Here is a 12,880-nt window from a genome sequence, read left to right on the forward strand (position 1 = left end):
CACAACGAATAGGTGTTAAGGTGTTACAGAAAAAAGTATGTTTGTTAGGGGCCTTTTCAGTTGGGAAAACTAGTTTAATTCAACGCTATGTGAATAAACTGTTCAGTGAAAAATATCTGACCACAGTGGGAGTAAAAATCGATAAAAAGCAAATCACCGTAGGGGCGACTGATTTGAGTTTAATGGTTTGGGATATTGCTGGCGAGGATGACTTTACGAATATTCGTTCAGCTCATTTACGCGGTTTATCCGGTTATATTGTAGTCATTGATGGAACTCGGCAAAATTCTTTTAACGTGGCTCTAGCCCTGCATGAACGCATAAAAACGGAATTGGGTGAGGTAGCTGCGGTGTTTGCCTTAAATAAATGTGACCTGAAAGATCAATGGGTTATCAACCGTGAACATATTCGTACCTTAGCACAACTGGGTTATCCGGTGATTGAAACCAGTGCTAAATTAGATCAAGGTGTCGAAGAGATGTTTATGGGCTTAGCGAGGCAATTAGTTCCGGAAAACTCTAAGGCCTAAGCAATGAATCGTTTCTTATCCAGTATTTGCCGAAATATCAATCTGACTGCTTTTACTCGTGATGCGAGTGGTCAATTTAAACCTTGTTCAGATATGCCCGATTGGTTGGTCTTTTTCTTAGTGAAGCAAGGGGATACTGGTAGCTATAATCTAGCTGAGATTTTTCCTTATCTAAGTTGTTTCATGGAGGATGCGGAGCAGCATTGGCAAGCTAAACGGTCTGAGCCTTTATCTTCAGGAATCTGGATTGAAATCGATGAGTTAGAGCGTGAACTGCCTTTAGAGGCGAGTATCATGTACTTGGAAGGGCAGGAGGTACTGCTATTACAACAACTGGGGGAAAAATACACTCAGGATTTGTCACGGCTTCAGCAAGTACGGAATAGCCTATTAACTCAGGAAATGCTTGAGTCTGAAGTCCAGCGGCGTACTTTAGAAATCCGTAAACGTGAAGAAGAAATTGCAATTAAATTAGTCAGTCTTACGAGTCTACGTGATGAGGAAACAGGTGCTCATGTGCGTCGCATTGGTCTATATGCAGCAGTAATGGCAAAAGCTCTCGGTTGGAATGCCGAAGAGATTGACACGATTCGAGTGGCAGCCCCGATGCATGATATTGGTAAAATTGGTATTCCTGATCGGATTTTACGTAAGACCGGTGTGCTGAATGATGAAGAGTTCAATGTAATGAAAAAGCATACTGAAATTGGTGCTAGTATGTTACGTGGTACTAAAATTCCGATCTTAAATATGGCAGCCGATATAGCTTTGAATCATCATGAACGTTGGGATGGGAGTGGCTATCCACAAGGATTATTAGGTGAAAAAATCCCTATCAGTGCCCGTATTACTACGATTGTTGATATCTATGATGCTTTAGTGCATGAACGTGTGTACAAAATGGCGATGCCTGAAGAGGAGGCCTTAAGCCTCATGCAAGAAATGGCCGGGCGACATCTTGATCCACATTTGATGAAAATGTTTTTGAGTTTGTTGCCTGCAATGCGGCGTATTCGTCTAGAAGTCACGGAAGAAAGTGAAGAGCCGAGTGAGGAAGAAAGTTTAGAGGCAGTGTGTGCTTAAGGAGAAGACGGCGATTATTGAGGCTTTAGCCAACGAGGGTTGGCTAGTTATTCCTGATTTTTTAAATACTCAACAGATTTTGCAACTGCGTGAGCAAGCCCTCAGTGGCTACGCTGCAGGTAAGTTTAAGCAAGCGAGTGTCGGGCAAGGCAATAGCAAAACCATCCAGACTGAAATTCGTCGTGATGCTGTGTTGTGGCTTGACGATCATGAAGCCGGTGTTGCGGGTGAGTTTTTAGCTTGGTTAGCCGAGTTGCGTACTGAACTTAATCAAGCCTTGTTTTTAAGCTTAGTAGAGGCAGAGCTGCATTTTGCCCTGTACCCAGAAGGCGGCTTTTATCGCAAACATATTGATAATTTCCGTGGCAGTTCAGCGCGCTTAGTCACCGTTATTTTATATTTGAATCAAGACTGGCAGCCAGAGCAGGGTGGTCAATTAAGGATATATCTGGGCAATGAGGTGCGAGAAATTGCGCCCCAAGCAGGAATACTAGTGCTATTTTTAAGCGAACGCTTTGAGCATGAAGTGTTGCCTACTGAAGCGGAGCGTCTGAGCTTAACGGGTTGGTTAAGACGACGCTCTTAAGTGGCTTCATTTAGCCGAATTTCAGACCTACAGCAAAGCCTGCCACTGCACTGACACCTTTACTGGTGATCTGTGATAAGCGATCCATTAAAAAACCGCCGGATTGTTGAGCCAAACCCGTAGCGGCATTAGCGGCTGATTGTAATTGTGCATCAGAGACTTTGGCCATGCCGTAATATTCAGTGACAAATAATAAGACAATTGCGCCACCGGCTAAGAATAAAGCAATTTTCAGAACTTTTTTCGCAAAGAATCCAACCGCTAACCCAATGACAAAGGGTGCACCAACATTACCAATCAAAAAAGGTGCGGATAAAATATCGGTCTGCGGCAGTTGCTGCTGCAGAGCCGAAACGCTTTCATTGTTCAGTGTATAGTCCCATGTCTGCACTGGCTGCGATTCAGAGGTGTAGTAGTTAGCCATTCATTTATTATCCTTATCAGAACACAGGTATTTTTATGTGCGCTAGCCTAACCTATGCTTAAAAACGAGTCAAAGCCCGAAATTTCGGTGTTTCTGAGCTTGGTTGGGTAATGTATTCCTTAATACCCCAACAGCCATAAAAGGCATTGGGTCGAGGGGATGAAAAAGCCATAAAAATTTTCCCGCCCGCTTTACGGAAACCATCTAATAACTCAACATACGCTGTTTCCATGCGTGGATCACGATTTGCTTCAATTAGCAAAGGGTTAGGATGATCTTTCTTCGATTTAGTTCCATAGTGCACTAAATGTTGACCCCCTTCATACGCACCTAAGCTAACCCCATAGGGTTCAAGTAGCAGCATATGTTGATCAATCAAGCGCAAGGTTTGTTTAATCGAATAAGCTTGATTGCCATTCACTAGGGAGAAAATATCGTCTACGCTGCTAGCCCGCATCAAAGCATTTTGATCAGCATAGAAATAGGGTGCGATAGCAAATAAATCCGTAGATTTATAAACATCAGCTGCTTTTAAAATCACTGGAGTGGTGGCTGGATTACCTGCCCAACCGCTTAAAACTCTTACTAGGCGCTGCCGATTGCCAAATACTTGTTCCCAAATACTAAAGATTTCTTTACTACGCTGTGCATAGTATTTCAGGCCAGCATTTAAGGGGACTGCATCTAAGCGCGCTTGCTGCCCCATCTTGATGACATATTGCGCTTGTGAAAATACGCTATTCCAAGCTTCGTTGGTGTATTCCACATAAGCCTTGAGGTTAGGGCGGAGATTGCTATTCACATATTGCGCATATTGACGCACAAAATCATCATCGGCACGGTGTGGTAGATTAAACCACGCATTTGAATTTAAGGTATTCGCAAGTTGCACCATGACTTCCAAGGGCACACCGCGTACACCTTCACGTCCACCCCAAGTCGCCGCTTGCAGATGAGGGCGCTGTGCCCAAGACTGGATTTCATTGCGTGTAATCCCTGACATATTCATAAAGCGAATCGTGCGGAATTGCTTCATGAAATTGAGATAATCTGGGTTAAACAAAACTTTAGCGCCCGCCTCCGCAAACGCGATATATTGTCCACCACCGCATTGACCGCCTGCATTGACGCGTTGATAAGGATTATTTTCACAAATCCCCCCGGGCATGGTCACACGGATATTGCGAATCGGATTTTTGGGGTCGCTTTGTTCAATCACTAAACCTGCGGAGATTTCACCCTCAGCATTCGGTTTGAGCGTAATCACATCCCGCCCCGGTGCTTGGGACACGGGAGTAGCACTTTCACGATAGCTGATTTTGCCGCTACCTTCATAACTAACGGTGTAATTGCCTTGTGGCAAAGCAGCAGCCGGTATCCAACGTAAAAACCAAGTACCCGCTTGTCCACCATTGAGATTACTCACCCAGCCATTCGCGTCATAACTGATATTGCCTTTGGTGAATTCTTTATTTTCACGAAAGGGTTCGGCAGTGTGGAATACATCAGCGAAGGGGAGACTGGCGTCAAAATGCACAGCTTCATTGGTGTTAATGCCTACATAAGGCGTGATGGCCACTGCTGGCAAACTAATACTACATAAACATAAAGCAGGTAAGAGGTGATTGAGCTTGAACATTGCTTAAAACTTGGTAACAGAGGATGGAGGCTGATTATGGCAAACAACAGGAGGCTAGTGTATTAACAAATCAGCAAAAAATCCTAATGCCGTATTAGCTGGCTTGCTGGTTTTAAATAGCCGGTGTGCTTTTTGAGCTGCTCGCAGTGTGGGTATTCTCTGCAAAATTTGGCAAGTTAAAGCGTGTATAAACTCCAAAATCGAGTAGCTGTTGCTCGCGTTGAGCATTTAATTCGGCTTCATTCGCTAACTCTAAAGCATGCTTTAACAAAGCACATGGATCGGAGGCAATGACAAAATCCAGCACGCCCTCTTGCAGTAACGGGCTGGTGACTGCATTGACTTCATGTCCGACTACCAAAATATCATGGTGACGATTAGCTGCTTTTAACGCTGCGGCGAGGCCTGTATTACCACCACCTACATTATAAATTGCACCTAAGCTTGGGTTTTCTTTCAGCATTTCCAATACAGCTTTGCGAGTTAATTCTGTGCTGTCTTCACCCTGTGCTTCACCTAATAACATGACTTTGGGAAATTTAGAACGCAGGCAAGTACGGAAGCCGATTTCGCGGTCTTCATGGCAATGGAAGGATAAATGCCCCAAGACCAAGCCGACCGAAGTTGGATGATGCCCTAACATGCGCCCAATCAAGAAAGCAGCGGTTAAACCAGCAGCGCGATTGTCAATCCCCACAAAACAATCACGGGCTTGCCATGATAAGTCGGAAATTAAAGTGATGACCCGCTTACCTTTGGCACGTGCGCCTTTTAGGACATTGACTAAGCGGTTATTGTTTTTGGCGGTAATAATTAATGGTTTGGAGAGATCTTTGCACAGCTGCTCGACGACTTTGAGCACTTGTTCATCGGTGGCTTGGTACATATCGTGGAATTGACCATTGGGTTTGATCTCATTCCATACCTGCAAAAGCTGCATCATCATGCCATGTCCGACACGCGAGACAAGATCGGCGTTTAAGTCACTGTGTAGAGTCGGGAGTTGACTAGTTTGACTGAGTTTTTCTAGTGAACTTTGTACTACTTGCAAAGTACGTGGATGGACTTTGCCGCGTTTATTAATCACCCGATCAATCGTTGCGCGTGATAGCCCTGTTTCCTGCATTAATTGCGCAATTGTGACTCGATGCATGCCAAACTCTCAATCATAAGTGTCTCGTTTTACCGAATTCTGTGCAGGCTACAAGTTTACAACTGCTGAGCTAAAATATGAAAGCGCTCCAAACTCACCGCATCCATATGTACTTCATGCTCAGCGCGTGGATAGTTTTTTGTTTGCACATCCGCTGTATAAGCTTGGAAAGCGGCAATACGTTGTTGCTGTAATCCCTGCTCCAGTTTGGCTAAATCCGCATATTTTTTAGAATGGCGTGGGTAGTATCCGGTATTCGTACCCAAAACATCGCAAGAAAATAGGTATTGGGTATCGCACACCGAACCACAGCCCATGCCCATCGTGATCATGCGTGTGGAACGAGTAATGTATTCGGCCAGCTCCACTGGCACGACTTCGACTTCTACACAAGCTGCACCTGCATTTTCCAAGTCTTTCACCTTGCGCAAGACTTGAATAGCTTCCTCTGGGTTACGGCCAATCGCGCGGAATTTAGTCCATGTCGCTAGATTTGGCACTAAGCCCACATGCCCTGTAACCGGAATGCCTTCGCGCGCCATTGCTTCGATCATATAAGGTGACTGCGAACAATAAATGGCATCTGCGCCGCGCTGGAGAACTTGGAAGCCATAACGAATCGCTTCCTTACGGCTAGCAACCGTGCCGTGTGGCATACCCGCCGAGATAAATGCATGGGGAGCGGCCGCACGAATGGCTTCTAAATTATGATCAGGTTCACAGGATAAGATTTGAATAGTTGCAGCTACGGCCGCAGCGGCTTCTTGGGCATGATCTACGTGCACTTGCACCCATTGCTTTTGACCTTTAGAGGATAGAAGGTCGTATACGCTTAATTTCGCCATGCTGTCCTCACTTAGATCGCTGCCAGTTCGTGTTCTAAATCCGCCATCGCCACACCACCCGCCATTAAGTGGCGAATATCTTCACTAGCCAGACTCGCTTTAGTGCCCTTACCAATTACTTCGCCCAAGGCTAAAAAGGTAAAACGATCTGCCACCAGCTTGGAGTGCACTTCATTGTGGGTGATAAAAATAATCGCGATATTGCCGTAAGCACGCACCCGCATCATGGTTTTCAGCACTTCCATTTGCTGCTTTTGCCCCAGTGCAGAGGTTGGCTCATCTAGAATCAGCACTTTTGCACCAAAGTAAATCGCGCGCGCAATTGCTAAAGTTTGGCGCTGCCCGCCGGACATCGTACCAACAGCTTGAGCGGGGTCGGACACATTAATGCCGATTTTGGTCATCTCAGCGTGGGTGATTTCATCCATTTCTTTCATGCGCAACACACCAAAAGGGCGCACACCGGTATATAACTCGCGCCCCATAAAGAAATTGCGCGTCACACTCATTAATGGATTCAAAGCAAGATCCTGATACACCGTACCAATTCCCGCGTTGGTAGCATCGCGAGGGCTTTGAAATAACACCGGTTTGCCATCCACAAACAAGCCGCCACTCGTAGGTTGATGCACGCCGGAGAGAATCTTAATTAAGGTCGATTTGCCTGCCCCATTGTCGCCCAAGAGAGCATGGATTTCGCCTTTGTAGACCTCCAGATCAATGCCATTCAGAGCAGTAAACGCGCCGAAACGTTTGGTGAGGCTTTTGGCGCTAATCACAGGTTCGCTCATCTCAAATCCCTCCAGTAATACGTTTACGCACGCTTTCATTTAGGAACACGGCAACCAATAACACCACGCCCACAAACACGCGATAGTAGCTGCCATCAATCGCCGGAATAAAGAACACCGCATTCGCCACTAAACCAAAGGTAATCGCGCCAAACATCACGCCTAAAATCGAACCAAAGCCACCAGTCATGAGTGTGCCGCCCACAACGGCAATCGCTATCGCTTCCAGCTCTTTCAAATTACCTTTAGCCGCATCGGCGGTATTGGTATCGAAGACTTGGCAGGCCGCGAAAATCGTCGCACAGAAGGCGGTGAGCATGAATAAAGAGATACGCACTTTATCCACCGGAACACCATTGGCGCGCGCACTTTCACGATTATCACCGGTAGCAAAAATCCAGCTTCCGACCTGAGTTTTCATTAACACAAAATAAGCAATACCTGATAACACTAACCACCACACCACGCGCGCATCAAAACCTGTTACCCACTGATTACCAAGCTGATTCACATTCCCACCGAGTGTGTACCAGAGGTTATAAAACCAATGAAAGCTCTCGCCACCGAACATAGAGGCAAACCAATCGCTTTCTTTGTAATTCGGTAAACCAGAAACTTGCGTGGATTGATTAATAAAGCGGAAACAGACTTCAGTTAGACCGCGCAGGAAGAACAGAAAGGAAAGTGTGACAATAAAGCTCGACAGTTTCGAGCGCACCACAATAAAGCCAATCAGCCAGCCCCACGCCAAAGTAAATATCAGGGTAATGAAAAAGGCGGACATAGGTGTTGCAGGACCAAGGCCGAAGGGCAAACCCCATTTCAGCATTAGGGTCATCGACATACCGGCAAAGCCAATCATCGAGCCGATGGATAAGTCGAATTCACCCGCAATCATTAAGAGACAAGCACCGGTCGCAATAATGCCGAATTGGGCAATAATCGAAAGATTGTTTTTCAAGCCCAGTGGGTTAAAGGCATTGCCTTTACTGGCGATGGCAATGGCAATAATTACCACCATCATCACCACAAAAGCGCCCATTTCGGGGCTACGAATTAATTTGGCAAGTCTGCCACGCTGCACCAAACGCGAGGCTTCGGTGCGTAATGCGGGAGTCTTGGCGGTAGTTAAGACTTCTGACATGGTAGTAACCCCGTTGACTTTGTAGCAAAGTCAGTTACTCAACGGTTTAAAAGTGTGGGTAACTTGCTGGAGGGCAATTACCCACGAGTCTCAAGATCAGCCTGAGAAAAAGGAGGAGAACTTAACGGGTGGTTCCTGCTTGAGCTTCTACCGCAGCGGCGTTTTTCGCATCAACAAAACCAGGGCCAGATGGAATGTTTGCACCTGGCAACATGCCTGCATTGGTTTTATATAAATGCAGCACAATCACCGGCATATAGCCTTGTAAATATTGTTGCTGGTCAACGGTGTATTTCACTTTGCCATCTTTAATCAGTTTGATCACGCCTGGTGTCATATCAAAGCAGGATAAATGCACCTTAGCACCGACCTCATCAATCGCAGCGGCAGCGGCTTCGCAAACATGTGGTCCGACGGCTAATAAGCCATTGATTGCTTTGTCAGCGGATAAGGCGGCGGCGGTACGGGTTTTGATTTGCGCCACGTCATTGGACACATCGATCATTTTTAGCTCTGAACCTAAACCTTCAAAATAGCCGGTACAGCGATCTACTAAAGCGGTATTAAACGCTTCTTGGTTGAGGCAGAGTGCTTTGCTGACACCTTCGATTTTAGCACGCTCACCCGCTGCTTTACCCGCTAGTTTTTCCGGCTGACCGATGTGCATTAAGGCTCCCACTTTTTTGGAATTTTCTAAGCCAGAGTTAATCGTGATGACTGGAATACCGCTATCGGCTGCAGCTTTAATCGCAGTACCTAAGGCATTTGCATCGGGGAGGGAGACAATTAAACCATCCGGTTTGGTAGCAGTGGCAGATTCGATAAGTTTTGCCATATCCGCCATATCGCCTGAAGGGGCAAAGTTATATTTCAATTCCGCACCGACTGCTTTGGCGGCATCTTTCGCGCCTTTTTCCACGACTGGCCAGAACGGGTCTGTACCTTGAGTGTGAGTAATCATCACATAACTTTCTGCCTGCGCTACATTCGCCAACAGCAGCGCCATCGCGCTAGTTGCCAGTAATTTCTTCATCATCTCTCCTCCATTTTACCCAATACACAACTCTTGGCTCAGCCCGACCTTGCGAGCCTGAGCCTCATTCTCTACAAGTGAATAAACACCTGTTCGTCTTCAACACGGGTGGCATAGGTTTTTAGCTTGATACAAGCAGGTAAGCCTTTCGCTTCACCAGTACGATAATCGAATACACCTGCATGTTTGGGGCATTCAATCTCGTAATCGAACACTAAGCCATCGGCTAAATGCACCGCCTCATGGGTGCACAAGCCATCAGTACAGAAAAACTCATTCGCTTCTGAGCGGTAAATCGCAAAGGTCTTAGCGCCATGATCGAAACGCATTACCCCTTCCAGCTCCACCGCATCCGTGCTACAGGCTAAAACCCATTCTGACATTGCAAATTCCTCAACTTTTTTCACTTAGCATTTTCTTAGCTTCGGCTTGTGCTTTACGCGCCTCAAAACGTGCTTGCATTAAACGTTCACCCTCGGCTGTACCGTCATGCCAAGTACCAAACCATTTATCCAGCGGCACTGAGGCATCGCCGTAATTCACCTCAAAATATTTATGGTGCAGGTAATGCGCATAAGCATTGGTATTCATGCTGTACTTATCGCTCAACTTGATCTGGTCAAAACCGATATGCCCGACAATCGCACCAAAACCTGCGAAGTGGATTTGATACAACATCAGAATCGGATTGGATGGAATCAACAGGTGATAAAAGATGCTGGAGAAATACAGTAAATGCTCAACTGGATGCATTGATAGCGATGACCACGGGGAAGGATTCACTGAGTTGTGATGCACCGAATGTACCCATTTGTATAAAAATGGTGTGTGAATCAGGCGATGAATCAAGTAAAAATGCGTTTCGTGCAGAATCGGCAGCACCAAGGCTAAGCAGAATAAATACAGTGGGTGTTCGGAAAAATTCCACCATGTACCAATGCCTAACGCATAGGCATGTAGCCCCAACACTTCCAATAAAGTCCAAATCGGTACGCCAGTACCAAAACCACGAATCAGGCTGTCAATATTTTGATTCTGAAAGAAAAATGCCGAATTTTTGTGGTCAGCAGGAAAGCGTGCATTGTATTTAAACTGATTGTTTTGGCTGCGTTTGCTATACAAAAACAGCTCAAATACACCATAAAATAAAAATACGGCAATCGCATTTACCAATAGCAACCTTAGTGCCCAGTCCCACGACAAAACCTTCAAGGTTGCGACCTCAGGAATTACTAAATACCAATACAACACGGCTGAAAGTGCGAATAAAAAATTCCACGGAAACAGATAGTGCGGTAGCCATTTGAGTAAGGCAGCAGGGCGCGGTGGGAAAACAAAAACGGGTGCAATCTCCAACTTTTTAGTAGGTGTCCAATTGCCACGTTTATCGCGTGTTCCAAACGCTAAATCATCCACGACCTTCTCTCCTGAGGCAAAATAAGCAAGCTGCTAACGGTGTTGGTGATTGCTATCGAGCAATGAACTCAATATCAGTACCTTGAGATGGATTGTTTCAGAAAGATTTGACTAGCATCAATGACTTAATTTCATTAAGCATCTTTTTCATTTTATTTAGCCTCACTTTGAATCAAATTAGAGTTGGCTAGCCGTGAATTTGCCTATTAAATAATCGAATCGAGACAGACTTAGCTCAAATAGAATCATTAGCTGAAGTCTAGGGTTGGAGCTTATAAGGCAAGGTTGATGATTTAAGCTAAGCAGCCGAATGCTGAGGGTGCTTAATAATTTGACTTAGCTGATGGACTTGGAATTTAGTTTCCTCTAGTCGTTCCAGCCAAATGTCGACAATATCGCAAGTTTATGACTAGGACGATTTTAGAGACTAGTCAGATAAATTTATAAAAATCATTGAATTTAAAAGGATAATTCTGTATATGCTGCTTTGCAGCAAAATCTTAGTCAGTGAATCATTGTTGCAGCGCGATTGTCGACAATACTGCTAAAAATAATCGCTTAACTGGTAGAAATTGCTGACCAGTCATTTTATTATCTACGCTTTCGTAAGACTCAGGTGTAAGGAGCGTCATGACCACTAATCACGTAGATGTATTACTTGTCGGAGCCGGAATAATGAGTGCCACCCTTGGAGTCTTGCTAAAACAGCTTGATCCCTCATTCCGCCTCTGTATGGTTGAGCAATTAAATGATGTTGCTCAGGAAAGTACCAGCGGTTGGAATAATGCAGGTACGGGTCATGCTGCTTACTGCGAATTAAATTATACGCAACAAAATCCTGATGGCACAGTGAATGCGGATAAAGCATTCGGTATCAATGCCTCGTTTGAAAATACGCTCCAGTTTTGGTCGACCTTAGTTGAGCAAGGTGTACTGCCTGCCCCTAATAATTTTATTAATCCTACACCACATATTAGTTTTGTCTGGGGTGAGGATAATGTCCAGTATCTGCGCAATCGTTATGCTGCTTTAAAAGCGCATCATTTATTCAAAGACATGGAGTACAGCGAAGATCAAGCGGTACTACGTGAATGGATGCCTTTAGTCATGGATGGGCGCGATCCAGCTGAACCTGTCGCCGCCACCCGAGTTCAGTACGGTTCGGATGTGAATTTCGGGGCACTGTGTCGCTATTTAGTTCAAGCATTGAAAGTCAAAGGTGATTTTGAGCTATTACTCAAGCACAAAGTAAAAGGTATTGATCGTTTAGAGGATGGCAAATGGCAAGTCACCCTAAACAGTCCAGAAGGTGAGAAAGTTTATACCAGCAATTTCGTATTCCTAGGGGCTGGTGGTGGTGCTTTGCCTTTATTGCAAATGTCAAAAATTCCGGAAGGTGATGGCTATGGCGGCTTTCCTGTCAGTGGGCAATGGTTAGCTTGTAAGAATCCAGCCGTGGTCAATCAGCATTTAGCCAAGGTTTATGGTAAAGCTTCAATTGGTGCGCCACCGATGTCTGTGCCGCACTTAGATACACGGGTGATTGATGGTCAACATGCGCTTTTGTTCGGCCCCTTTGCAGGCTTCTCGACTAAATTTTTGAAACAAGGCTCAATCTTTGATGTAGCTCTGTCCTTACGCCCTAAAAACTTATGGCCGATGATTAAAGTGGGAATGACGAGTTTTGATCTAATCAAATACTTGGTTTCTGAGGTTCTGCAAACTGAAAAGTCCCGCTTAGGTGCTCTGCGTCAATATTATCCAAATGCTCAAGATGAGGATTGGGAATTATTGATTGCTGGGCAACGTGTGCAGATTATTAAGAAAGATCCAAAGCTGGGTGGTAAGTTGGAGTTCGGTACAGAAGTTGTTGCTGCAGCTGATGGCAGTTTAGCTGCCCTATTAGGGGCTTCACCAGGGGCTTCGATTGCCGTTCCTGCAATGGTACAGGTGGTCGAAAAGTGCTTTAAACAGCAATTAGCGACTCCAGAATGGCAAGAACGCATGAAGACTTTGATTCCTTCTTATGGCCAGTCGTTGATTCAGAATGCAGAGCTGCTGGATAGTGTCCGCCAGCATACTTTAACTACTTTAGGTTTGAAGGCTGCATAAATTTAAACAGTTTATAAATTTTCTTTAAATCAATAAGTTAAAAGGCTGTAATCAAAAATTACAGCCTTTTTTTATGTTTAGAATAATGCTTAACCTGTTAAAAAATTTTCACATGTTTTACTGC

At 45.1% G+C, this 12,880-nt stretch carries 13 protein-coding genes; 4 read left to right on the forward strand and 9 right to left on the reverse strand.

Features of this window, described 5'->3' with window-relative positions:
• Positions 1 to 20 precede the first annotated feature (20 nt).
• The 3 genes from Q0230_RS12545 to Q0230_RS12555 are packed head-to-tail and all read left to right on the forward strand — an operon-like array spanning position 21 to position 2,199.
• On the forward strand, positions 21 to 530 hold the full coding sequence (locus Q0230_RS12545) for a Rab family GTPase (protein WP_298610449.1): 510 nt from the start codon (positions 21 to 23) through the stop codon (positions 528 to 530).
• A 3-nt stretch (positions 531 to 533) separates the two neighbouring features.
• The gene (locus tag Q0230_RS12550; RefSeq protein WP_298610451.1) at positions 534 to 1,613 is read left to right on the forward strand and encodes an HD domain-containing phosphohydrolase; all 1,080 of its coding nucleotides are present in this window, start codon (positions 534 to 536) and stop codon (positions 1,611 to 1,613) included.
• Positions 1,606 to 2,199 carry a 2OG-Fe(II) oxygenase gene (locus Q0230_RS12555; protein ID WP_298610453.1) on the forward strand — a complete coding sequence of 198 codons (594 nt, stop codon included), beginning with the start codon at positions 1,606 to 1,608 and terminating at the stop codon, positions 2,197 to 2,199. Before Q0230_RS12550 ends, Q0230_RS12555 begins: the two co-directional genes overlap by 8 nt.
• Positions 2,200 to 2,209: 10 nt before the next feature.
• Here the strand turns inward: Q0230_RS12555 and Q0230_RS12560 are convergent, their stop codons facing one another.
• The 9 genes from Q0230_RS12560 to Q0230_RS12600 form a co-directional block, all read right to left on the reverse strand.
• The gene (locus tag Q0230_RS12560) at positions 2,210 to 2,623 is read right to left on the reverse strand and encodes an FUN14 domain-containing protein (protein ID WP_298610454.1); all 414 of its coding nucleotides are present in this window, start codon (positions 2,621 to 2,623) and stop codon (positions 2,210 to 2,212) included.
• 58 nt (positions 2,624 to 2,681) lie between these two features.
• A complete protein-coding gene (locus tag Q0230_RS12565; RefSeq protein WP_298610455.1) occupies positions 2,682 to 4,262 on the reverse strand; it encodes a hypothetical protein in 1,581 nt (526 codons plus the stop codon).
• A gap of 112 nt (positions 4,263 to 4,374) precedes the next feature.
• Entirely contained in the window at positions 4,375 to 5,415 is a 1,041-nt protein-coding gene (locus tag Q0230_RS12570) for a substrate-binding domain-containing protein (RefSeq protein ID WP_298610457.1), read from the reverse strand.
• Between the two features lie 56 nt (positions 5,416 to 5,471).
• On the reverse strand, positions 5,472 to 6,260 hold the full coding sequence (locus Q0230_RS12575) for a 3-methyl-2-oxobutanoate hydroxymethyltransferase (RefSeq protein WP_298610459.1): 789 nt from the start codon (positions 6,258 to 6,260) through the stop codon (positions 5,472 to 5,474).
• A gap of 11 nt (positions 6,261 to 6,271) precedes the next feature.
• Positions 6,272 to 7,051, reverse strand: a complete 780-nt coding sequence (locus Q0230_RS12580; RefSeq protein WP_298610461.1) for an ATP-binding cassette domain-containing protein — start codon at positions 7,049 to 7,051, stop codon at positions 6,272 to 6,274.
• 1 nt (position 7,052) lies between these two features.
• Positions 7,053 to 8,195: an ABC transporter permease gene (locus Q0230_RS12585; protein ID WP_298610462.1), complete on the reverse strand. Its 1,143-nt coding sequence runs from the start codon at positions 8,193 to 8,195 to the stop codon at positions 7,053 to 7,055.
• A gap of 121 nt (positions 8,196 to 8,316) precedes the next feature.
• On the reverse strand, positions 8,317 to 9,231 hold the full coding sequence (locus Q0230_RS12590; RefSeq protein WP_298610464.1) for a sugar ABC transporter substrate-binding protein: 915 nt from the start codon (positions 9,229 to 9,231) through the stop codon (positions 8,317 to 8,319).
• A gap of 68 nt (positions 9,232 to 9,299) precedes the next feature.
• The gene (locus tag Q0230_RS12595) at positions 9,300 to 9,611 is read right to left on the reverse strand and encodes a MocE family 2Fe-2S type ferredoxin (protein ID WP_298610466.1); all 312 of its coding nucleotides are present in this window, start codon (positions 9,609 to 9,611) and stop codon (positions 9,300 to 9,302) included.
• A gap of 10 nt (positions 9,612 to 9,621) precedes the next feature.
• Positions 9,622 to 10,644: a sterol desaturase family protein gene (locus Q0230_RS12600; RefSeq protein ID WP_298610468.1), complete on the reverse strand. Its 1,023-nt coding sequence runs from the start codon at positions 10,642 to 10,644 to the stop codon at positions 9,622 to 9,624.
• Positions 10,645 to 11,274: 630 nt separating this feature from the next.
• Here Q0230_RS12600 and mqo point away from each other — a divergent pair.
• Entirely contained in the window at positions 11,275 to 12,756 is a 1,482-nt protein-coding gene (gene mqo / locus Q0230_RS12605; protein WP_298610470.1) for a malate dehydrogenase (quinone), read from the forward strand.
• Positions 12,757 to 12,880 lie beyond the last annotated feature (124 nt).

Origin of the sequence: uncultured Thiothrix sp. (genome assembly GCF_937876535.1) — a bacterium.
In the GTDB taxonomy this organism is placed as follows: domain Bacteria; phylum Pseudomonadota; class Gammaproteobacteria; order Thiotrichales; family Thiotrichaceae; genus Thiolinea.

What these genes read in the sequence shown, in the direction of transcription:
- Q0230_RS12595 (WP_298610466.1), bottom strand. Translation starts at nt 9,611, where the DNA reads ATGTCAGAATGGGTTTTAGCCTGTAGCACGGATGCGGTGGAGCTGGAA.
- Q0230_RS12590 (WP_298610464.1), bottom strand. Translation starts at nt 9,231, where the DNA reads ATGATGAAGAAATTACTGGCAACTAGCGCGATGGCGCTGCTGTTGGCG.
- Q0230_RS12550 (WP_298610451.1), top strand. Translation starts at nt 534, where the DNA reads ATGAATCGTTTCTTATCCAGTATTTGCCGAAATATCAATCTGACTGCT.
- Q0230_RS12575 (WP_298610459.1), bottom strand. Translation starts at nt 6,260, where the DNA reads ATGGCGAAATTAAGCGTATACGACCTTCTATCCTCTAAAGGTCAAAAG.
- Q0230_RS12560 (WP_298610454.1), bottom strand. Translation starts at nt 2,623, where the DNA reads ATGGCTAACTACTACACCTCTGAATCGCAGCCAGTGCAGACATGGGAC.
- Q0230_RS12570 (WP_298610457.1), bottom strand. Translation starts at nt 5,415, where the DNA reads ATGCATCGAGTCACAATTGCGCAATTAATGCAGGAAACAGGGCTATCA.
- Q0230_RS12565 (WP_298610455.1), bottom strand. Translation starts at nt 4,262, where the DNA reads ATGTTCAAGCTCAATCACCTCTTACCTGCTTTATGTTTATGTAGTATT.
- mqo (WP_298610470.1), top strand. Translation starts at nt 11,275, where the DNA reads ATGACCACTAATCACGTAGATGTATTACTTGTCGGAGCCGGAATAATG.
- Q0230_RS12585 (WP_298610462.1), bottom strand. Translation starts at nt 8,195, where the DNA reads ATGTCAGAAGTCTTAACTACCGCCAAGACTCCCGCATTACGCACCGAA.
- Q0230_RS12580 (WP_298610461.1), bottom strand. Translation starts at nt 7,051, where the DNA reads ATGAGCGAACCTGTGATTAGCGCCAAAAGCCTCACCAAACGTTTCGGC.